Origin of the sequence: Phaeobacter sp. SYSU ZJ3003, assembly GCF_041300735.1 — a bacterium.
In the GTDB taxonomy this organism is placed as follows: Bacteria; Pseudomonadota; Alphaproteobacteria; order Rhodobacterales; family Rhodobacteraceae; genus Phycobacter; species Phycobacter gallaeciensis_A.
Genome location: NZ_PXNU01000022.1, coordinates 90,752 through 112,591 on the forward strand (window position 1 = coordinate 90,752; position 21,840 = coordinate 112,591).

17 protein-coding genes and 2 riboswitches are annotated in these 21,840 nt (G+C 63.6%); of the genes, 9 read left to right on the top strand and 8 right to left on the bottom strand.

Annotated features, from left to right (window positions below; translation table 11 throughout):
* Window positions 1-98 precede the first annotated feature (98 nt).
* Window positions 99-167: riboswitch (glycine riboswitch) on the bottom strand.
* Between the two features lie 3 nt (window positions 168-170).
* Window positions 171-278, bottom strand: a riboswitch (glycine riboswitch).
* A gap of 82 nt (window positions 279-360) precedes the next feature.
* Entirely contained in the window at window positions 361-1,815 is a 1,455-nt protein-coding gene (locus C6W91_RS09940; RefSeq protein WP_274867591.1) for a glutamine synthetase family protein, read from the bottom strand.
* Between the two features lie 78 nt (window positions 1,816-1,893).
* A complete protein-coding gene (locus C6W91_RS09945) occupies window positions 1,894-3,210 on the bottom strand; it encodes an aromatic ring-hydroxylating dioxygenase subunit alpha (protein ID WP_065273329.1) in 1,317 nt (438 codons plus the stop codon).
* A 179-nt stretch (window positions 3,211-3,389) separates the two neighbouring features.
* Between C6W91_RS09945 and C6W91_RS09950 the strand changes: the two genes are divergently transcribed.
* The 4 genes from C6W91_RS09950 to C6W91_RS09965 all read left to right on the top strand — a co-directional run bounded on the left by C6W91_RS09950 (window position 3,390) and on the right by C6W91_RS09965 (window position 6,791).
* Window positions 3,390-4,166, top strand: a complete 777-nt coding sequence (locus C6W91_RS09950; protein WP_065273328.1) for an IclR family transcriptional regulator — start codon at window positions 3,390-3,392, stop codon at window positions 4,164-4,166.
* 198 nt (window positions 4,167-4,364) lie between these two features.
* Window positions 4,365-5,195: a bifunctional allantoicase/(S)-ureidoglycine aminohydrolase gene (locus tag C6W91_RS09955; protein WP_274867592.1), complete on the top strand. Its 831-nt coding sequence runs from the start codon at window positions 4,365-4,367 to the stop codon at window positions 5,193-5,195.
* Between the two features lie 95 nt (window positions 5,196-5,290).
* Window positions 5,291-5,683: a hypothetical protein gene (locus tag C6W91_RS09960; protein WP_274827877.1), complete on the top strand. Its 393-nt coding sequence runs from the start codon at window positions 5,291-5,293 to the stop codon at window positions 5,681-5,683.
* A gap of 121 nt (window positions 5,684-5,804) precedes the next feature.
* Window positions 5,805-6,791, top strand: coding sequence for a type I glyceraldehyde-3-phosphate dehydrogenase (locus C6W91_RS09965; protein WP_274867593.1), 987 nt, complete (start codon window positions 5,805-5,807; stop codon window positions 6,789-6,791).
* A gap of 273 nt (window positions 6,792-7,064) precedes the next feature.
* Here the strand turns inward: C6W91_RS09965 and C6W91_RS09970 are convergent, their stop codons facing one another.
* The 3 genes from C6W91_RS09970 to puuE form a co-directional block, all read right to left on the bottom strand.
* Window positions 7,065-8,492, bottom strand: coding sequence for a uracil-xanthine permease family protein (locus tag C6W91_RS09970; protein ID WP_274867595.1), 1,428 nt, complete (start codon window positions 8,490-8,492; stop codon window positions 7,065-7,067).
* A gap of 87 nt (window positions 8,493-8,579) precedes the next feature.
* Window positions 8,580-9,068: an ureidoglycolate lyase gene (locus tag C6W91_RS09975; protein WP_274867596.1), complete on the bottom strand. Its 489-nt coding sequence runs from the start codon at window positions 9,066-9,068 to the stop codon at window positions 8,580-8,582.
* Window positions 9,065-10,480, bottom strand: a complete 1,416-nt coding sequence (gene puuE, locus C6W91_RS09980; RefSeq protein WP_274867597.1) for an allantoinase PuuE — start codon at window positions 10,478-10,480, stop codon at window positions 9,065-9,067. Before puuE ends, C6W91_RS09975 begins: the two co-directional genes overlap by 4 nt.
* Window positions 10,481-10,662: 182 nt before the next feature.
* On the opposite strand from puuE, the gene uraH reads away from it, so the two are divergent.
* Window positions 10,663-11,019 (top strand): hydroxyisourate hydrolase, encoded by a 357-nt coding sequence (gene uraH / locus C6W91_RS09985; RefSeq protein WP_274867598.1) that lies wholly within the window; start codon window positions 10,663-10,665, stop codon window positions 11,017-11,019.
* A gap of 12 nt (window positions 11,020-11,031) precedes the next feature.
* Here uraH and C6W91_RS09990 read toward each other — a convergent pair whose 3' ends face one another.
* The gene (locus C6W91_RS09990; protein WP_274867599.1) at window positions 11,032-11,967 is read right to left on the bottom strand and encodes a LysR family transcriptional regulator; all 936 of its coding nucleotides are present in this window, start codon (window positions 11,965-11,967) and stop codon (window positions 11,032-11,034) included.
* 139 nt (window positions 11,968-12,106) lie between these two features.
* On the opposite strand from C6W91_RS09990, the gene C6W91_RS09995 reads away from it, so the two are divergent.
* From C6W91_RS09995 to C6W91_RS10005, 3 genes are all read left to right on the top strand, one after another.
* Window positions 12,107-13,336, top strand: a complete 1,230-nt coding sequence (locus C6W91_RS09995) for a urate hydroxylase PuuD (protein ID WP_274867600.1) — start codon at window positions 12,107-12,109, stop codon at window positions 13,334-13,336.
* Window positions 13,337-13,503: 167 nt separating this feature from the next.
* A complete protein-coding gene (locus tag C6W91_RS10000) occupies window positions 13,504-15,315 on the top strand; it encodes an autotransporter assembly complex family protein (protein ID WP_370570779.1) in 1,812 nt (603 codons plus the stop codon).
* Window positions 15,312-18,794 carry a translocation/assembly module TamB domain-containing protein gene (locus C6W91_RS10005; RefSeq protein ID WP_370570780.1) on the top strand — a complete coding sequence of 1,161 codons (3,483 nt, stop codon included), beginning with the start codon at window positions 15,312-15,314 and terminating at the stop codon, window positions 18,792-18,794. The genes C6W91_RS10000 and C6W91_RS10005 overlap by 4 nt, the downstream gene beginning before the upstream one ends.
* Before the next feature lie 54 nt (window positions 18,795-18,848).
* Here C6W91_RS10005 and C6W91_RS10010 read toward each other — a convergent pair whose 3' ends face one another.
* Window positions 18,849-19,817 carry a glucokinase gene (locus C6W91_RS10010; RefSeq protein ID WP_274867603.1) on the bottom strand — a complete coding sequence of 323 codons (969 nt, stop codon included), beginning with the start codon at window positions 19,815-19,817 and terminating at the stop codon, window positions 18,849-18,851.
* Between the two features lie 176 nt (window positions 19,818-19,993).
* Between C6W91_RS10010 and C6W91_RS10015 the strand changes: the two genes are divergently transcribed.
* A complete protein-coding gene (locus C6W91_RS10015) occupies window positions 19,994-21,067 on the top strand; it encodes a glycosyltransferase family 2 protein (protein ID WP_370570781.1) in 1,074 nt (357 codons plus the stop codon).
* On the opposite strand, the gene C6W91_RS10020 is transcribed toward C6W91_RS10015, so the two are convergent.
* Window positions 21,064-21,816: a WecB/TagA/CpsF family glycosyltransferase gene (locus C6W91_RS10020; protein WP_274867605.1), complete on the bottom strand. Its 753-nt coding sequence runs from the start codon at window positions 21,814-21,816 to the stop codon at window positions 21,064-21,066. The genes C6W91_RS10015 and C6W91_RS10020 overlap by 4 nt on opposite strands.
* Window positions 21,817-21,840 lie beyond the last annotated feature (24 nt).

The following is a 21,840-nucleotide window of genomic DNA, read 5'->3' on the forward strand; positions in this document are numbered from 1 at the left end:
CGTGTCCGTCCCGTTGTCACGGCCGGTCCGATCCATCTGTTCGAATGGGTCCGGCATCCAAGTTCTGCGCAGATTTCGCCTGCACACTTCGATGCCCCCTCTGTCCCTTGCGCCTGAGATCGCTATCCCTTCGGCGCCCCGGTACCTACGCCGGGGTCTCTCCAGAGTTTACTGCGTAGGCGGTCCCTTTGGCCTGAGAGTTTCCGGGGCGGTTGCTCCTTCGGCACCGGTTGGAGCGAGGTGATTCCGCTCCGCTGCGGTTCTCCCGTCTGCGCGCCCCGAAGCTAACAGCGCACCGCCCGCCGTTCAAGACGCAAACGGCAGCAATACTGTCGCTTTCAAGGAAGTTTGATGCCGATTTCAGAACAGGTTGAAATATTCGGCCTGTTCCCATTCGCTGATGGTGTTCAGGTAACGATCCCATTCGAAACGCTTGAGATGGGACAGATACCCCGTGAAGCCCTCCCCCAGAACGCCAATGAACAGATCGCTCCCTGCCTCGAATGCCGCCAGCGCCGCGCCCAGCGATTTCGGCAATTCCTGCGCCCCCTCGCCATAGGGAGAGGTCGTGGGCAACGGCGCCTTGAGCCCCGCCGCGATTCCATCGCCGCCCGCGATCAGCTGCGCGGCAAAGGCGTAATAGGGGTTTGCGGAACTGTCCGGCGCGCGGTTTTCGATCCGGCTGGCGGGATCGCCGGGCGCCATCAGTCCGCGCAGCATGGCGCCGCGATTGTCGGCGCCCCATTGGATCCGGTTCGGCGCCAGCTGGAACGGCATATAACGTTTATAGCTGTTGACCGTCGGTGCGATCATCAGCGACGACGCCTCCGCATGGGTCAGCAGCCCGGCAATCCAGCCCGACGCCTCGGCGCTGAGACTGCCATCCGCCTGTGGCATGAACAGGTTGCGGCCCGTGGCGATATCCTGCAGCGACTGATGCACGTGCCAGCCGTTGGCCATCGCGTTCTCCAGCCGCGGCTTGGCCATGAAGCTAGCGTGCAATCCTTCGCGGGCACATACCTCCTTGACCATGGTACGGAACATCACCATCGCGTCGGCCTGTGTCACCGGATCGGCAGGGGCAAAGGTCAGCTCGACCTGGCTTGGCCCCATTTCGATTTCGACCGAGCGCACCTGCAGACCCAGCCCCTGCGCATTGCGGCGGATGAGATCCAGCACGTTTTCCATTTCGCCATAACGGGTTTCGGTCAGATACTGGTACCCCTGCGCCAGATTGCGGGTCTCAACCGGCGCGCCAGGCATGCCCGACTGACCGTGTTCGCGGGCATCACCGGTTCGCTCAAAGACCTGAAACTCCACCTCCAGCCCCAGCGTCGCAGCCATGCCCTGCCCGGCCAGCAGGTCCACCGCCGTCTGCAGCACGGTTTGCGAGGCAAAGGGAACCGGGCTGCCATCGCGCATCACCGGCGTGCAGAGGATCCAGGCCGAATGCGGCGACCACGGCAGTACGCGGAAAGTCTCCGGACGCGGCACCAGCAGCACATCACTCGCCCCCTGCATCAGGCTGGCAGGACCGTCATCTGCCTCGCTCCAGACTGGAAAGGCGGTGCGATGCGAGGTATCTTTCAACAGCAGGGTCGAAGGCACATTGAGCCCCGCAGAGAACAGGCTGTCAAAGGCGTCGGCCACGATAGTCTTGCCACGCAGGATGCCGTGCTGATCGGCAAACAGAACCCGGACGGTTTCTATACCCTCTGACCTGACCCTTTGCAGCAGATCCGCCGCCTCAGCGCGGCATGCATCGGACAAGAGGCCAAGACGGGCCAGCTTGCCTGTGGAAATATCTTCGGCCATCTCGCCTCTTTCATCGCTATGCATCCGGCCCTACCGGGGCCGGTGCTGGCTGTGGTGTTGCGTTACTTCCGGGACGGTTCAGACGCTCGCATCCCAGGAGCACTGGCCGCGGCGCGCATCGTCTGCCTCTTCCGCCGCCTTTTGCCAATCGCCGTCCTGGGCGATCGAGTCATTGGAAATAGGCCCGAAAATGCTGCCAAGGTCCAGTCCGCCCGCCATCGGAAGATCCGCTTCGCGGCCCTCCTTCACGGCCGCAATCGCTGCCCGCAGCATACGACGGTAGCGGATGATGGCCACATCCGACTTGCCCAGATGCTCCTGCGTGCGGTCCTGAATGGCGCCCATGCTTTCAACTGCCCATTGATCGTGCACGTTGATGTCGAGCCCCATGCCCGTATAGGTCTCGCTTTCCTGCTCGGCCGGGTTATAGCCGTATTCGTTGCGCTTGTTCTTTTTCGGCGCATAGCTGGGCAACACGTGCTCCTTCAGGCGCTGTTCGCGCATCAGCTCCTTGTTCACCGGTTTGTCGAAGCTGGTGAACATCGAATACCAATAACAATTCTCGTCATCGATCGGCACGTGCCACTGGGTGATGGTCATTTCCCGGCTCATCGGAATGCAGATCGCCTCGGGGAAGATCTGGTTGGTGACCCGCACGTGGCTGCGGCCATCCTCCATGTGGCGCAGGGCGGTGATTTTCAGCCCGTGATCGGCCTCTTCCACCTGAATTTCCGGGCGCGGATAGTCGCGCAGCAACTTGGTCATCGGGATTTCGGTGTTGCCCGCCTTATCGCGGAACTGCTTGCCATAGCTGTCGGCGGGATCTTCGTCCTGCAGGAAGCGGTGCAGAAAAGAGGCATGCGCCGGGTCGATCCCCACTTCCATCGCCTGCAGCCAGTTACACTCCCACAGGCCCTTGAAGGCAAAAACATGCGTATCGGGTGCCCGGAAACAGTCAAAGTTGGGGAATTCCGGCGGCTCACCCGGCCCCATGTAGGCCCAGACGATGCCGTTCTTTTCAACGACGGGATAAGACGCGGTCTGGATCTTCTCGTGCATCCGGCTGCCTTCCGGCTCACCCGGCTGCTCGACGCATTGCCCCGAACGGTTGAAATGCCAGCCATGGAAGGGACAGCGCAGACCGTTATCCTCAAGCCGCCCATAGCACATGTCTGCGCCCCGGTGCGGACAGTGCCGCCCGATGAGGCCGAGCTTGCCTTCGGTATCGCGGAACAGCACCAGATCCTCACCCAGCAGACGCACCGGCACCACCGGGCGCCCCTGCTGCAGTTCATCCGAGAGCGCCGCAGGCTGCCAATAGCGGCGCAGTACCTCTCCGGCATCGCTCCCCTTTCCGACGCGTGTCAGACTGTCGTTGAGTTCCTGGCTGATCATGGCGGGATCCTTATTCCTGTCTGCAATAATTCGAACCGAAGGTAACAGGCTGCAACGAGTGACTTGACGAAGTTCGAATTACGCACCAATATATGTTCATACGCACAATTACTGCGCAGCCTGAGGATCGGTGTCAAGACCTGTTCCCCTTATGGCGAGCGGCTTCTTTGGGACTTCGAATGAACAAACCTCCTCAGGACCGGAACATTTCATCCAGCTTTGCCAAGGGTCTGGCCGTCATGGCGACCTTTGACGCCGAAACACCCAGCCTCACCCTGGCCGAAATCGCGCGCCGCAGCGGACAGGACCGGGCAACTGCGCGCCGGGGGGCCCTGACACTGGTGCAGGCCGGGTATCTGCGGCAGGACGGCCGCATGCTATCGCTGACGCCGCGGGTTCTGGCGCTCGCGGGCGGTTTCCTGCAGGCCAACCAGTTCGGCCACCGGGTTCAGCCGGTGCTGAACCAGCATGCCCGCAAGCTGGAGGTCGGCATCACCCTTTGCATTCTGGATCAGGACCGGGTTCTGCTGTTGGCACAATCCACCGTCGATCAAGGACCGGTCACCTACGGCTTTACTGCGGGGGCGCATATCCCGCTGCTGCACACCAGTCTCGGACGGATGCTTCTGGCCTGCCTACCGCCCGAGGAGGCGGGCGAAGCCGTCGCGCGCGCGGATAAACCGCGCCATACGGAGCAGTCCCTGACCCACCCCGAAGACATCACCAATCAGGTCGACCTCGCCCGTCGTCAGGGCTGGTGCCTGACCGACAGCGAATTCGAACCAGGCATCCTTGGACTTGCGGTGCCCGTCTCCGTTCCGGGACAAACTCCGATCGTGGTTGGCGCCTCCGTCCCGCGCGGAAACAACCCCGAGGCCGACACCGGCGATCTGCTGCAGGGATTACAACTCTGCGCCGCCGACCTGCGCCAGTCCAAAGCCGTGGACTGTCTCTGATCGATGCACGCTCGCACCCTGGGGCGGCGGCTCCGGGGCATATTCAAAAATTATTGAACAATGTTTTTACCACGCCGCACCTTGGACCCGCGCGCGCATCGGCTCATAGTCGCTCCTGACGCGCGGTAACCGCCCGCCCTGACAGTGGCAGGCGGGACAACCGCGCCCCATCACAGCCTCACAAAGGACGGCGGCACCATGACAGAGCGCAGCTATTTCACCCCAACAGGCGGGCACCCCGGGCAGGACCAGCTGCTGACAGACCGGGCCGTGTTCACCGATGCCTATGCGGTCATTCCCAAGGGCACCATGCGGGACATTGTCACCTCGGTGCTGCCGGGCTGGCAGGGCATGCGCATGTGGGTGATCGCGCGCCCGCTCAGCGGGTTTGCCGAAACCTTCTCTCAGTATATCGTCGAACTGCAACCGGGCGGCGGGTCTGACACCCCGGAAACCGATCCGGCTGCGCAGGGCAGCCTGTTTGTTACCGCTGGCCAGGTCGAGCTCAGCATCGACGGCACCGCGCATGTGCTGGGGGAAGGCGGGTTTGCCTATGTGCCCCCGGGCAGCGACTGGTCGCTGCGCAATCCCGCCGCAGACACCGCCTCCTTCCACTGGATCCGCAAACAGTGGCAGTCTGCACCGGGCCTGACCGCGCCTGCCTTTTTCACCGTCAACGAAAAGGATCTGTCGCCCCATATGATGCCTGGAACCGAGGGGCGCTGGGGCACCACGCGCTTCATGGATCCCGAAGACCTCTCCCATGACATGCATGTGACCATCGTTACCTTTGAACCCGGCGGCACCATTCCTTTTGCCGAAACCCATGTGATGGAGCACGGGCTTTATGTGCTGGAAGGCAAGGCGGTCTACCGGCTCAATCAGGACTGGGTCGAGGTGGAAGCCGGTGATTTCATGTGGCTCCGCGCTTTCTGCCCACAGGCCTGCTATGCGGGTGGACCGGGCCGGTTCCGCTACCTGCTTTACAAGGATGTGAACCGCCATATGCCGCTCACGCCCCTGCGCTGAACGGCCGAGTCGGCGGCTTTTCCTCGGACGCCCCATTGCAAACCGCAGCCGCGACGCTAGGCTGCGAGTACGTCTTTGCCTTCAGGAGCAGTCCGATGACTTTTGCTTTTGCCCCGGCCCGCACCCTTGCCCGCCTTGTTTTCAGCCGCCGCACAACGGTTCCCACTCTGGCGCTTTGCGCGACGCTCGGCGCGGGTATGCTGACGCTACCCCCCACACCCGCCGCAGCCGGGGAGAAGGTGCAGGGAAGTCAGGTTACAATTCTGGGCCGCACCTGGATCGTCAGCCCTGTCGGCGATGGCACCGGTCGCTACCGGGCCGAGCGGCTGAACCGCAAGCTGGAAGCCTTCCGCCCTCCTGCAATGATCAGCGCCCGTCAGGCTGCGCGCGCCTACAAGGCCGCCACCGGTTGCACCGTCCGCCGCGACAGCATGCTGCGCACGATTTCCGGCGTCTACTACGCCGATCTGGTCTGCCGGTCGCGGTAACCGCGCACCGCGACGCCGCACGGCGCCTGCCACTCGCTCCCTTTTGCCTTCCCATTCAGATATTCATCGCCCCAATCCGGACCGGCTGCGCCGCTCCATTTCCGGGGCCGGAGAACAATTCATGAAAATTGCCATCAACGGATTTGGCCGCATTGGCCGCACCATCCTGCGCCAGATCCTGACACCGCCCGGATCCGAAAGCATCGAGATCGCCCGGATCAACGATATCGCACCGCTCGATATCTGCGCATACCTGTTCCAATACGACAGCACATTCGGCCCCTTCCCCGCGCCAGTGGAGACAGGAGAAGCCAGCCTGCACGTGATGGGGCGCACTATCCCGGTCAGCCATGCAGCGGATCTGACAGAGGTCGATCTGTCCGGTGTCGATGTGGTTCTCGAATGCACCGGCATCGCCCGCACCTCGGACGTGGCGCAACGCGGCCTGCAGGCCGGCGCGCGCAAGGTGCTGATCTCCGGCCCCTCCCCCGCCGCCGAACGCACCGTGGTTCTGGGCGCCAACGAGGATAGGCTGACAGACGCCCGCATCGTCTCCAACGCCTCCTGCACCACCAATGCCCTGGCGCCGCTGGTACGCCTGCTTGATGAACTCGCGGGCATTGCTTCGGCCCATATGACCACGATCCACTGCTACACCAATTCGCAGCCGCTGGTAGATGCGCCCCGCGGCGATTTCGCCCGTTCTCGGGCGGCGGCAATGTCGATGGTTCCGACCACCAGTTCGGCCACTCACCTGATCGACGAGGTCCTACCGCAGCTGAAGGGCCGGATCAGCGGCGCTGCCGTCAGGGTGCCTGCCGCCAGTGTTTCCGCCGTCGATCTGGTGGCTAGCCTTGAAACCCCGTTCAGCGAAACTGACGCCCTCAGCGCGCTGAAGAAAGCCGTCGAAGGCTCTCCGGTGCTGGGCTGGACCGATCTGCCCCTGGTTTCCTCGGATCTGCGGGCCCGGCCGGAATCACTGGTGATCGCAGCGCCGGAAACCCGGATGTGCGGAGACCAGCAGATCCGTCTGTTCGGTTGGTACGACAATGAATGGGGCTTTTCCGCCCGCATGCTGGATGTGGCCCGGCTGATGGCGCAAAGCTGACCTCATCCCCGGCCCGATCTTGGCCCCGCTCCCAAGGTCTGGCTTCGGGGTCAAGGGCAGCGCAGCTGCCGCGCCTTGGCGCGGGCTCCCCTTGAGGCCGAAACCAGACCGATAGAATGGCGCAGGTGCCTGAAGGCAGACCTGCCCTTCAGGCACCTCTCAGCAAAGGGAAAACGCCGCGCGACAGCGCGGCGCTAGGCCCAACGGGACCAGATCATCGATGGATGATCGCAGGACGGGCGGGAGAGGCCCCACCAATCCTTGGGACGTGGATCAGTCGTGTCCGAGGCTGCCCTGACCATGCCCCGACATGCCGCCAGAAACTTCCTCGGTGGCACTGCCGGGCAGCTCCACGGGCAGCACCAGGTTCAGCACGATGGCAATCACCGCCGCAGGCAGTAGGCCGCTGGTCATCAGGATCCGCAGCGTATCGGGCAGATACTGCACCGCCCCGGGTTCCAGCTGCAGCCCCAGCCCCACCGACAGGGAGATCGCAAAGATCACCATGTTGCGCCGGTTCCAGTCCACATCGGACAGCATCGAAATGCCCGCTGCGACCACCATGCCGAACATGACGATGACGCCGCCCCCCAGCACCTCGATCGGAATGGTGCGGATAATGGCGCCGACCTTGGGCACCAGGCCGCAGATGATCAGAAAGATCGCACCGCAGGTCACCACATGGCGGCTCATCACGCCGGTCATGGCGATAAGGCCGACGTTCTGGCTGAAAGATGTATTCGGCAGCCCGCCAAAGATCCCCGCAACCGCCGTGCCTAGACCATCGGCATAGGTCGCTCCGGCGATCTCCTTGTCGGTGGCCTCGCGCCCGGCGCCACCCTGAGTGATGCCGCTGACATCACCCACGGTCTCAACAGCCGAGACAAAGGCCATCAGGCAGAAACCCAGTATCGCGGCAAAGGAGAACTCGAACCCGTATTTGAACGGCACCGGCAAGGCAAAGGCCGATGCGCGCGACCAGCTGGTTCCGATGGCCTCAAAGCTCACCATGCCGACCATCAGCGCGTAGATATAGCCCACGATCAGCCCCAGAAGCACCGCCGAAACCGACAGCATGCCACGGGCAAAGAATTTCAGCCCCAAGGTGGCAAAGATCACGATCAACGCGGCCGACCAGTTCAAGAGCGAGCCGTATTCCGGCTTACCAATGGCAGGCACGCCACCTGCCGCGTACTGGATGCCGACCTTGACCAGCGCCAGACCAATCATTGTCACCACCAGCCCGGTCACCAGCGGCGGCAGGGCAAAACGGATCTTGCCGATCACCGTCCCGAGCAACGCATGAAACAGGCCGCCGATCAGGACACCGCCATAAAGCGCGCCCAGCGCATCGACGCCCTTGCCCGCGACCAGCGGGATCATGATCGGCAGAAAGGCAAAACTGGTCCCCTGCACGATCGGAAGCGCGGCGCCAACCGGGCCGAGGGTGATCGTCTGCAGCAGCGTCGCCACCCCGGCAAACAGCATCGACATCTGGATCATGTACAACAGCTCGGGAAAGTCGGGCGAGTTCGAACCAAACCCAAACCCCGCCGCCCCGGCGACGATGATCGCCGGCGTCACATTGGACACGAACATCGCAAGCACATGCTGGATCCCCAGCGGTATCGCCTGGGTCAGCGGCGGCGTGTAATTCGGATCGCGCAGCTCTGCTGCCGTTCCGATGGAACCATCTGCCATTTTCATTTCCCTCTTCTGTTGGATCTGTTGGTATTTTTGTTGGTGCCACCTCTTTTCGGGTGGGCTTGAAAACAGACGAGGCGCCCGTCAGGGGCGCCTCACCTCATATGCGGTATCGAACCAGTGTTCCTGCAGATTTGCGCCGGGACCGATCCGGTCCACCACCGCAAAGAGGCCGGGTTCGCACAGCGGCGTCAACACGCCGTGCCAGGTGCCGCGGTGGAAATTGATGGCCTGACCCGGCTCTGTCTCAAAAGCCAGCGGCCTGCCCGGCGCATCGCCCAAATCTTGGGCAACAACCACAAGGAAACCCTGCCCCCCCATGGGGATAAAGGCCTGGCTTCCCTCCGGGTGACGCTCCACCATTTCCAGCCGCATCGGCAGGGCGCGCGGCTCGGCGTTGAACAGGCTGAGGCCCGCGCGCCCGTCCGCAAAATCCATCTTTGCCCGGTCGTGATAGCGTCCGCAGAGGCCTTGGTTGATGATCTTGTCGGGCGCGCCGGAGATGTCGATCAGATCCCCGAAAGGTGCGAATGCCTCGGTGCTGATCGGCGCGATCTCGATGATCTGGCTCATGGCAGGAGATCCTTCAGGCGGAATTCGGCAATCCGTTCAACCTGTCGGCAGGCCTCGGCAAATTCGGTATCCCTGTCGTTTTCGACCCGCCGTTCAAAGGCCGCCAGGATCGATGCCTTGTCGTGATCGCGCACGGCGATGATGAAAGGGAAACCGTGTTTTTCCACATAAGCAGTGTTGAGCTGCGTGAAGCTCTCCCGCTCAGCGTCAGTCAACGCGTCCAGCCCGGCGCTGGCCTGCTCTGAAGTGCTTTCTGCGGTTAGGCGTTTCGCGGCGGCCAGCTTTCCGGCCAGATCCGGGTGCGCAGTCAACACGCCCAGACGCTCAGCCTCACTGGCGGAGCGAAACATCCGGCACAAGGCATTGTGCAGCCCGAGTGCCGTGTCATGCGCCGGTCCCAGCTCCAGATCAAAGGCCCGCTCGGCGATCCAGGGGGAATGTTCGAAGATGCCGCCATAGGCCGCGACAAAGCTTTCCCGCTCCATCTGGCTCGGACGCATGTAGCGCTTGTGCGGGTGGGTCTCTGCCCAGTGATCGGCGATATCGGCCCGGCGCGGACACCAGACGCCCTCAAACCCTTGGATATAATCAAGGAACCGCTTCAGCCCTGCGGCCTTGCCCGGCCTGCCGATCAGGCGGCAATGCAGCCCCACCGACATCATCTTGGGCGCTCCGGCCTCTCCTTCGGCATAGAGCACGTCAAAGGCGTCCTTCAGATACTGAAAGAACTGCTCACCCGTGATGTAGCCCGGCGCGGTGGCAAAGCGCATATCGTTGGCTTCCAGCGTATAGGGAATGATCAGCTGGTCCCGCTCACCGACCTCGAGCCAATAGGGAAGATCGTCGTCATAGGTATCCGAGATATAGTCGAACCCGCCTTCTTCGGCGACCAGCCGCACGGTGTTGGCGCTGCAGCGCCCGGTGTACCAGCCGCGCGGGCGGGTTCCGACCACCTCGGTATGAAGGCGCACCGCCTCGGCGATCGCGGCGCGTTCCTCTGCCTCGGGCATGTCCTTGTGCTCGACCCATTTCAGCCCATGGCTGGCGATCTCCCACCCGGCGGACTTCATCGCGGCCACCTGCTGCGGGGAGCGGGCCAGCGCGGTGGCGACGCCATAGATGGTGACCGGGATATTCGCCCCGGTGAACATCCGGTGCAGCCGCCAGAACCCGGCGCGGGCGCCGTATTCGTAGATCGACTCCATGTTCCAGTGCCGCTGCCCCGGCCAGGGTGCGGCCCCGGCGATATCCGACAGGAAGGCTTCAGACCCGGCATCCCCGTGCAACACGCAATTCTCGCCGCCCTCTTCGTAGTTCAGCACGAATTGCACCGCGACCTTCGCACCGCCCGGCCAGGCTGCATCCGGAGGGGTGGCGCCATAGCCGATCATATTGCGCGGATATCTGTTCATGGTCTGCTGTCTCTTTGTTGATGTCGCCCGCCACTTTGGCAGGCAACCGCAAGCATAACCTCTATAATGGCAGAAGACCTGGCCCTTTTATCAAAATTTCCCGAAAACACTGTCAATCCGGCGCCATTTGCTCAACTCTCGCGCTTGGTGCAGGAAGAACAGACATAGCGAAGGAACTGCCAATGACCGGATACCTTACCACCCATGTTCTGGATACCGCCCGCGGCTGCCCGGCCGAGGGGCTGTCGATCACGCTTTATCGTGTCGAAGGAGGCACCCGGACCGAGCTGGCGCAGATGCAGACCAACGCAGATGGGCGCACCGACAGTCCGATCCTGCCACAGGGGGAGTTTGCGACCGGCACTTACGAGTTGGAGTTCGACGCAGGTGGCTATCTGCGCGCCACCGGTCAGACCGCAGAGGAGCCACTGTTCCTCGACATCGTGCCGATCCAGTTTGGCATCAGCGATCCAGAGGCCCACTACCACGTGCCGCTGCTGCTATCGCCCTATGGCTATTCCACCTACCGCGGCAGCTGAACGCCGCATCGGTCAGGCGCCGGGATCCTCGGCGCCTGTTTCGGTCTGGCGCATCGCCCGCGCCATACGCTCGGTCATGAAATCCATGAACAGCCGGGTTTTCGGATCCTGATGGCGCCGGTGGGTGTAGAGACAGGCCATCTGCACCGGTACCGGCGGCGTCGCGGTTGCAACCGGCACCAGCCGCCCGGCCTCCAGATGCGGCGCCACCTCGAACACGGGTTTGAGGGCGATCCCCTCACCAGCCAGAGCCCAGTCGGTCAGCACATCGCCATCATCGCATTCATAGCGCCCGGAGACGGCAAAACGCTGCGGCCCCTCCGGGGTTTGCAGCATCCACTGAAACTCACTGGCGCCGGGATAGCGCAGGTTGAGACAATTGTGCCCCTCTCGGATCAGTGCCGCCCCGTCCTTTGGCATGCCACAGCGAGCAATATACTCCGGCGCCGCAACCAGAACCCGGCGGCAATCGGCGATCTTGCGGATCCGCAGGGTGCTGTCTTCGGGTTGCCCCAGAAAAAACGCCAAATCCAGCCCTTCGGTGGTCAGATCCACCGCCCGGTCCGATAGTCGCAGGCGCAGGTTGATTTCAGGATAGCTCGCCAGGAACTCCGGCACCGCAGGCGCAACCAATCGCCGCCCCACCCCCAGAGGCGCCGCTACAAACAACGTGCCGCGCGGCGCATCGGTCAGATGCATCACCTCCGCCTCGGCCTGATCCACCGCATCCAGCACTGTGACCGCGCCGCTATAAAACACCTGCCCCTGCTCGGTCGCGGTCAGGTTGCGGGTGGTGCGCTGGAACAGACGAACGCCCAGATAATCCTCAAGCTGGGAAATCCGTGCCGAAGTAACAGCCGGAGAGATCCGCAGATCCCGCCCCGCCGCCGACATGGAGCCAAGTTCGTAGACACGCACGAAGGTGCGGATATTGTCGAGGTAAGACATGGACGGGGCCGATATTATTCCAGAATTTTTGATACAGCTTGGATTTTATCTGCAATACCGAAGAATGTCCCCCTTGCCTAGGGTAAGGACCAGAGACCGGACTGAGACCAGAAAGCAAAGACAATAGGGGCGTTTGCGCATGTATGAACTCGTGATGATGTGGGATTGGCTGGGCTTTGCCATCCGCTGGCTGCATGTGATCACCGCGATCGCCTGGATCGGTTCATCGTTCTATTTCATCGCGCTGGACCTGGGCCTGCGCAAGGCGGCGGATCTGCCCCCCGGCGCCCATGGCGAGGAATGGCAGGTCCATGGCGGCGGCTTCTACCATATCCGCAAATACCTGGTGGCCCCGGCCGAGATGCCGGAGCATCTGATCTGGTTCAAATGGGAAAGCTATTCCACCTGGCTCTCCGGCTTTGCGCTGCTGATGGTGGTCTACTGGGCCGGGGGTGAGCTTTATCTCATCGACCAGTCCAAGGCGGATCTGTCCCTGTGGCAGGGCATCGCGATCTCTGCCGCCACCTTGTCGATTGGCTGGCTCGTTTACGACCGCCTGTGCAAATCCGGTCTGGCCGAGCGCCCTACCCTACTGATGGTACTGCTGTTCGTACTGCTGGTGGCCATGGGTTGGGGACTCAATCAGGTCTTCACCGGCCGCGCCATGATGCTGCATCTGGGGGCATTTACCGCCACCATCATGACCGCGAATGTCTTTTTCATCATCATGCCGAACCAGCGCATCGTGGTGAAGGACCTGCAGGAAGGGCGCACCCCCGATGCCAAATACGGCAAGATCGCCAAGCTGCGCTCGACCCATAACAACTACCTGACCCTGCCAGTCATCTTCCTGATGCTGTCGAACCACTATCCGCTGGCCTTTGCCAGTGAATACAACTGGCTGATCGCGGCGCTGGTATTCTTGATGGGGGTGACGATCCGGCATTATTTCAACACCCGCCACGCCAATGCTGGCAACCCGACCTGGACCTGGCTGGCCACGTTCCTGCTGTTCCTCGGGGTGATCATTCTGTCCACTGCCGGGCTGGAGCACGAAGGCGATACTGAGGAAGAGGCGGCACTCCAAGGCACCGCCCTGGTGATGGCAGAGACAGCGGGGTTCGAAGAGGTGCATGAGATCGTCATGGGCCGCTGTAGCATGTGCCACGCGCGCGAACCCTTCTGGGACGGCATCCGCACAGCGCCCAAGGGCGTGGTTCTGGAAACCGAGCGCGACGTGGCCCGCCGCGCCCGCGAAATCTACCTGCAGGCAGGCGTCACCCATGCCATGCCCCCGGCCAATATCACCTATATGGAACCCGAAGACCGTGCCGCGATCCGCCGCTGGTTCCGCGCCGCGCAGATGTGATCCGCGCCTTCTGATGGCGGGCGGCATGTCTATGTGCGCACCAATCCGCCACCTGCCCGATCCGCTCCTGCGATGATACCTATCCCGGCTTTACCTCGGCTGTTGCTGTGCTAGGTTTTCCGCCGACATGGGGGCACGCCCGCCCCCTGCCGCTGCCCGGAGCCTTGATGTACTCAAAACCGAAATCACGCTTTGCCTTGCGGCGTTTGGCGTCGGGCCTGCTGGTCTGCGGCTGCCTGATGTCCGCTCCTGCTGAGGCCGCCGAAACCCTGCTGGTTGCTCCCGGTGCGCCGGATGATCTGACCGCGCGTCTGCAAGGCGCCTCTGCGGTTCTGGCCACAAGAGATCAGAGCGACGTTCAGGATCTTCTGGCGGCAGCGCTGTCGGATTACCGCACCATGGTGCAGGTTCTGTATGATGCGGGCTATTTCGCGCCGGTGGTGAATATTCGCCTTGATGGGCGCGAGGCCGCGGCGATTGATCCCGTAACACCGCCCAGCCGCATCGACCGGATCGAGATTTCGGTCAAACCGGGGCGCAGATTCACCTTTGGCGCGGCCGAGGTTCGTCCCTGGCCCAAGACCAGCGATGTGGAGCTGCCGAACGAGTTCACCAGCGGCGCCCCCGCCAGCACCGGTGCCATCCGCGATGCAGCCAATGCCGGGATCCGCGCCTGGCGGCGACAGGGGCATGCCAAGGTCGCCCTTGGCGGGCAGGACATTACCGCAGATCATCGCAGCGCCACGCTGAACGCGCGGCTGCGGCTGCAGCCCGGTCCGCAGCTGCGGTTCGGCAAGACCACGATTCTCAGCCCCAGCGCCGTCCGCGAAGACGCCATCCGCAAGATCGCAGGTTTCCCGCAAGGCGAAGTCTATCACCCCGATCTGATGTCGAAATCCGCGACGCGCCTTCGCCGCACCGGGGCCTTCTCCTCGGTCTCGCTGCAAGAGGCCGAGCGCGCCAACACCGATGGCACGCTTGATCTGAACGTAACGCTGGAAGACATGCCGCCCCGCAGGCTGACCTTCGGCGCCGAGCTGAGCACCACCGAGGGGGTGACGCTCACCACCAGCTGGATGCACCGCAACCTGTTCGGCGCCGCCGAAAAACTACGCTTCGAGGCCCGCGTCAGCGGCATCGGCGGCAGCAGCGATATCGACGGGCGCATCGCTGTGCGTCTGGACCGGCCTGCCACGCTCGGCCCCGATGACAATATTTTCTACCTGGCCGAAGCCGAGCGTCTGGATCAGGAGCATTTCACCGCCACCCATGGCATGGGCGGCATCGGGGTTCGGCGTGTGTTTTCCGACACGCTCTTCGCCGAAGGCACTGTCGGGTTCGATTCCATCCTCGCCACGGACGCCTTTGGCAAACGGCGTTTCAAATATGCTTTCGCCAGCCTGCGCGCCGAATATGACGGACGCGACAGCACGGTGGATCCCACCCGTGGCCGCTTCCTGAGTGGCCGCTTTACGCCTTTCTTTGGTGTCGATGGCAGCGATCCCGGTGCGCAGATCACGCTGGATGCCCGGACCTATCATGGGTTTGGCGCCGATGACCGGATCGTGCTGGCCGGGCGAGCGCAGCTCGGCTCGGTCATTGGTCCTTCGCACAGTGGGGTCTCTCCGACGCTGCTGTTCTTCTCCGGCGGCGGCGGGTCGGTGCGCGGGCATGAATATCAATCCCTTGGCGTGCCCGTCGCAGGAAAGACCGCAGGCGGCCGGGGCTATCTGGCCCTGTCCGCGGAACTGCGCGGCCGCATCACAGAGAAAATCTCACTCGTCGGCTTTTACGACCATGCCTACGTCGATGCGGAGAGCTTCGTGTCGTCGGACTCGGCCAGCCACTCGGGCGCCGGGCTGGGCCTGCGCTACAACGTGTCGGGCATCGGCTCGATCCGGGTCGACCTCGCCTATCCCGTGACCGGCGGCAGCGACGATGGGCCACAACTCTACATCGGCATAGGACAGGCGTTTTGACCAGTACCCGCACCCTCACGCGCGGCAGCTGCCTGGCTGCGGCCCTGTCGCTCACCGCTGCTGTCGGTCCCTCCGGCGCTCAGGAAACAGAAAGCGACAGCGGCGGCATGCTGGTGGGGTTCCTCGAAGACACCCTGTCTGCCGACAGTCGCTATATCACCGTGACCGGCCTCACTGGCGCCCTGTCCTCACAAGCCACGATCGAACGGCTGACCGTCGCGGATGATGATGGAGTCTGGCTCACCATCGAAGAGGCAAAACTGGACTGGAACCGGCTGGCCCTTCTGCAGGGGCGGTTTTCGGTCAACAGCCTCAGCGCCGAGAGCATCACCGTGGTTCGCAGCCCGACACCGGTGCCCGCAGACCCGGAGCTGCCCACCCCGGAAGCCACCCCACTCCGTCTGCCCGAATTGCCCGTCGCGATTGAACTGGGCGAGATCCGCGCAGGCCGCGTGGATCTGGGCGAAGACCTGCTTGGCCAATCCGCCAGCCTCTCCGTCACGGGGGCACTGAGCCTGGCCGATGGCGCGCTGCAGACCCGGCTGGAAACGGCGCGGCTCGACAAACCCGGTGACCGGCTGTCGCTGGTGGCGGGCTATTCCGATCAGACCCGCCAAATTGATCTGGACCTGTCCCTGACCGAGGCCGCAGGCGGTTTGCTCTCCACCGTCCTGGCACTTCCCGGTCGCCCGACCCTTGGCCTCACCGCAAAGGGCAGTGGCCCGGTCACTGATTTCAAAGCGGATATCGCGCTCAGCAGCAACGGACAGGAACGTCTTTCGGGTCAGGTCGTTCTGGCTGCGCTGCAGGATGCCGAGAGCGAACAGGACGCAGGCCCCAGCGGAATCGCCTTCTCGGCAGATCTGGGCGGCGATATCGACCCGCTTCTCTTGCCCGACTACCGCCCCTTCTTTGGTCCGGGCCTGCGACTGGTGACACGTGGCCAAACCGTGGCCGAAGGCGGTGTCGCGCTTGATACGCTCGCGCTCAGCACCCGCGCCCTGCGCGTGACCGGCGCGCTTGCCACCGGCGCCACCGGCAACCTTGATACCGCCAACCTGAAGGTCCAAATCCAGCCCCCGTCAGGAGAAGCCGCCGTCGTCCTGCCCGTCCCCGGCGCGGCAACGACCCTTGCCGGGGCAGATCTCACCGCGCGCAAGACCACCGATGGCGCCTGGAGCGTCGCCGGAACGGTGAACCAGCTCAGCCATCCCCAGATGCGCCTTGGGGAACTGCACCTTGACGGCTCCGGCACCCTCAACAGCGCAGCAGATGACACCGGCCCGGCAGGTCTTGTCGGAGATCTACGTCTGGCCCTGCGCTATTTCGCGCCGCGCGATCCGGCGCTGGCACAGGCAACCGGCAGCGAACTGGAGCTTGTCACCACCCTCACCACCGACGGGCCGGATGCGCTGTCGCTGACCGGCCTGACGCTGAGCGGCTCCGACTACCGCGCCGCGGGCGACGTCACGTTTTCCGGCCTCGATAGCGGTCTCCGGGTGGCGGCGGACCTCAGTGCAGGTGCTGGCGACCTGTCACGGTTCTCTGCGCTGGCGGGCCGCCCGCTGGGCGGCGCGGTGCAGGCATTGTTCACCGGGCAGTTCACGCCTCTTTCCCGCGCCTTTGACGTGGATCTGAACCTGCAGGCGCAGGACCTGAGCGCGGATATCGCCCAGCTGGATGCGCTGATGACCGGTCCTACCACGCTGAAACTTGTAGCCGCGCGCGGCACAGACGGATTGCGGATTGACGATTTCAACCTAGATAGCCGCGCCCTGTCTGCCACTGCCAGCGGCAGCCTGGACAGCGCCGCCGGACGACTCTCCCTCACCGCCCGCCTGCTGGAGCTGGAACAGCTGGTGCCAGAGGTGCCCGGCACGCTGGAACTTGCGGCGGACCTGACCCGCGATGGCGACATCCTGTCGGGCCAGGCACGGCTCAAGGGACCGCATTCCTCCCGTGCGGATCTGGAAGGGTCCGTGCAGCTGGATGGCAGCGCCGATCTGACATTTGATGCGGCGCTCAACGAATTGCAGCGGTTCGTACCGGAATTGCCGGGCGTCCTGGCCGCCAAGGGCGAGGCGCAGCGCAAAGACGGGGTCTGGAGCATCAATGCCAGTGCCACAGCCCCTGCAGAGGCCCGCGCCGATCTCTCCGGCACCTTTAACGAGGCCAGCGGCGCGGCCGATATCGCCGCCACCGGCCAGCTGCGTCTGGAAGGGGCGAACCCCTTCATCAAGCCCAACCTTGCCAAGGGCGCGGCCCGCTTCGATCTGGCCATGAAAGGCCCGCCCGCACTCGAAAGCATTACGGGCACGATCACCACGTCTGGGGCAACGCTGGCCCTGCCGTCGGCGGGACAGCGCGTCGATGATATCAACGCCACCGTGTCCCTGCAGCAGGCGCGCGCCTTGCTACAACTTTCAGCCAGCCCCGGCGACAGCGGCAGCCTGCGCGTCTCCGGGCCGGTGGCTCTGGCGGCACCGTTCAATGCAGACCTCAGCATTGAGATCCTCGATCTGCTGATGAGCGATCATCTGAGCTATGACAGCCAGTTGAACGGGCGGCTGGCCCTCACCGGCGCGCTCACCGGCAACAGCCGCCTGTCCGGGCGCATCGACGTGGGTGAAACCAATATCAACCTCAACGCCACTGGCGGTTCGGTCACTGCGGCGCCAATCCCGCCGATATCTCATATCGGGGCCTCTGGCGCCGTGAATGCCACCCGCGCCCGCGCCGGGCTGATCACATCAGCGCAAAGCACGGACGGCAGCGCAGGCCGTTCGAACATTGCGCTGGACGTGGTGATCGATGCTCCGGGCAAGATCTTTGCCCGTGGGCGCGGCCTGCGCGCCGAACTGGGCGGACGCATTCACCTGCGGGGCAGCACAGCGCGGATTTCACCCGCCGGGCAAATCGGCCTGATCCGCGGCACCTTCGACATTCTGGGGCGGCGTCTGGACCTGGACGAAGGGCAGATCACCCTGCTGGGCAACCTGGTTCCTTATCTTGAATTCCGCTCCTCGGCGCAGACGGAACAGGGCAGCGCCACGCTGGAGATTTCGGGCCTGATCGATGCACCGGAAATCAAGGTCACCTCCGAGCCGCCCCGCCCCAGCGAAGAAGCCCTGGCGTTGCTGCTCTTTGGGGATAACATCAAGGATCTGTCGCCGCTGGCACTGGCCCGGCTGGCGGCATCGGCCCTGCAGCTGAGCGGTCGGGGCGGGCAAACTCAGGACACTCTGCGCCAAAGCACCGGCGCGGATGATGCCGAAGTCGGCCTAGACAGCCTTGGCGCCGGGCGACTGGGTCTGGGCGGTCATATCTCCGAGAACGTCTATACCGATGTGGATGTGAACACCCGCGGCGATAGCGAGCTGAGCATCAATCTTGACCTGTCCAAAAGCCTGACGGTGAGCGGCAAGGTCGACAGTGAAGGCGAATCCGGTCTGGGCCTGTTTTTCAAACGTGATTACTGACAGGCAGGCGCCGCGCCCGGCAACACTCTCCGCTCCGCGTTGGTAGCCGACCGATTACGCCCGAACGGGTGCGGCGCCCCGGCGCTGCGCTGCTTCGATGGCATAGCGGGCGGTGCCGCTGACGCCGGCAGCATCATCGGTGATCAGCCATAGGGGCGTGGTGGCGCATTGGGCGGCAAGTTTGCCCCCCGGTTCAGCAAAGGCCGCCAGAAAATCACCGCGCGCACCGGTGCCAAGCACCCCGCGGGCGACGCTACCGGCAAAGAAGATCCCCTGGCCCGGCATATAGGCAGGCACCAGTTCGCGGGCCAACAGCCCAAGCAGCCGCGCCCAGGCAGGCACGCTACGCTGCGCGACGTGTTCTTCGCCATCCTGAAAGGCGGCAACGATCTCTGCCCCGCCTTCGGAGGGATCGCCGCCAAGGGCGCGGTGCAGCCGCACGAGCCCGCGACCGGAAAACAGCTCTTCCACGCTGGGGAATTCCTCCGGACTACGCCCCAGAAGACGTGCCAACTCCTGCGCCAGCGGATCCGGCAGGCTGGCGTGACCCAGTTCCGCCTCGATCGTGTGCCCACCGGCCGAAAGCGAGACATTGAAGCCGGTGCCGACACCGGCCACCAGTGCCTGCTCTCCCTGCTGGCGCCCGGCGCGCAGCGAGGACAGCTGTCCGGGGATCAGCACTGGCAGCGCATGACCAAGGGCGGCAAGGTCATTGACCACATCGACCCGGCCACCGGTTTCCAGCGGTAGTCTTTCAGCAAGTCCTGCCGCAGTACCGTGCCAGTCACGATTGGTCAGCCGATAGGTCCCACCGTAGACCGGCCCTGCCACAGCAAGGCAGCAGCCCTGCAAGGGCGGCAGATCCGGCTGCGCGCAATAGGCGGCCAGAACCTCATCCAGGCTGGAATAGCTGTCGTTCGGGAAATGTTTGAGCCCTGTCACGCCGATTTCCGGCCCCGCAAGAGCCAGCCGCGTATTACTGCCCCCAACATCCCCCACCAATACGGTCAGATCCGATGCCATTCCTGTCAGCCTCCTCGGGCGCCCCGGTTGTCGGGTGCTGTTATTTTAAGCTGCCGCATCGAATAGCAAAATGCAAATGTTGGCGCAACCATTGCCCGTGCCGGGATCGGCAAACACATCTTGCCGCAGATACGGCCCTCGCCTTAGGTTGGCCGCACCTAAGCTGAAGGAAGCAGATGCAAATGAAGGACAGCGCCGAACCAAGCTCCGTCTCTGTACGGCTGCGCAAACGGCTCGGCCGAACCTATCAGCGGATGCGGTTCCTGTCCTCGCTGCGTCACTTGCACGGGCCGCGCGGCGTCTTTGCCCCACCGGATGAGGTCACCCTGATCGCCCTTGTGCGTGACGGGTGTTACTACCTCGACGCGTTTTTCGATCACTACAGCAGCCTTGGCATCCGCCATTTCGTGTTCTTCGACAACGGCTCGGAGGATGACACGATTGCGCGGATCCACGAAAGACCGGGCACCGCCATCCTGCAATCGCGCCTGCCCTGGGGCCAGTTCGAGAACATGTTCCGCAGCTATGCCGCGCAGCGCTATGCGCAAAACCGCTGGTGCCTGATCGTGGATATGGACGAGGTCTTTGATTTCGAAGGGCGCGCCGAGGTCGGGCTTCAGGGGCTGACGCGCTACATGTCCGCGCGTGGATATACCGCCATGATGGCGCAGATGCTGGAAATGTTCCCCAAAGCGCCTTTGGCCGAGGTCGCGGACATGACCTACCCCGAGGTGCTGCGCCAGTTCAGCTGGTGCGACCTCAGCGCGATTACCGCCCGTGACTATGACGCGCCGGACACCGGGCTTTCCTATTTTCTGAACCAGAACCGGATCGCCATGGGTGGTTCGCAGCCACTGCAAGTGTTGTTTGGCGGCGTGCGCGCCAAGGTGTTTTCAGAGCATTGCTGCCTGACGAAACACCCGTTGGTCTTTGTCGGTCCCGGGGTTGAGGCAGGCGTGCATCCCCATGCCGCCACCGGGGTGACACTGGCGCCGATGACGGGGGTGCTTAAGCACTATAAATTCGCCAATGACAGCTTGGCGCGCGACCGCAAATCCGTTGCCGAGGCGGCCATCGCCCATGGTGAGGACCAATTGCGCCTGTCGGTTCTGTCCAGCAACCCCGATCTGTCGCTGTGGTCCGAGGCGGCGCTGCAGGCACCCGATATCGCCACCCTGCAGGACAACGGGTTTCTGATCGCGTCAGAGGACTACAGTCAACACATCCGGGCCTCGGCTGAGGGCGGCTAGCTGCGCCTGATCCGCAGGGCGCGCTTAATTTGACGTGGCAGAATGGCAAAACACTTAAGATAACGGGGCACCATCCGACCCGGACTGCTGAGCGCCCGCCAAAGCCATTCAAGTGCCAGTTTGCGCATCCACAGTGGCGCGCGTTGCTGGTGCCCACCGAGAAAATCCAAACCCGCACCGACCGAAGCAAACCCGACGCCCGGGGCTAGTTCGCGCCCGCGCGCCGCCAGCAGCTCCTGCTTTGGCGCACCAAGCGCAAGGAAACACAGGCGAATTCCCTTTTGATCCAAGTTGCGCAGGATCTCTTCCGCCTCAGGGCCTGCGGGGTCGAACACGCCAGAGGGCGCATGGCACCATGCCAGATCAAGTCCCGGCACCTTGGCCGTCAGCGCAGCGGAGGCATCCGAAAGCGCCTCGGCAGTACTGCCAACCAGCGCCACCGGCACCCCAGCTTTTGCGGCCAGCCTGCACAGAGGTAGCACCATGTCCGATCCCGGCATCAGCTCAACCGGTCTGCCCGCCAGCTGTGACAGCCAGACCACCGGGCGCCCATCGGCAACAACCAGATCCTGCGCCGCATAAGCGGCCAGAAAATCGGCGCTTGTTTCCAGTTTGACGAGATGATCCAGATTGACCGTAGCAAGAGCAAAGCCTTCACCGCTTGCAAACCGCAACAGGACCTCACTCTCCAGCCGGGGCCGGTCCGCGATGTTGACCTCAATCCGTGTGCCTTGAAACTCGAAATACACCAGTCCGCCTCATCCCTGTCTGCA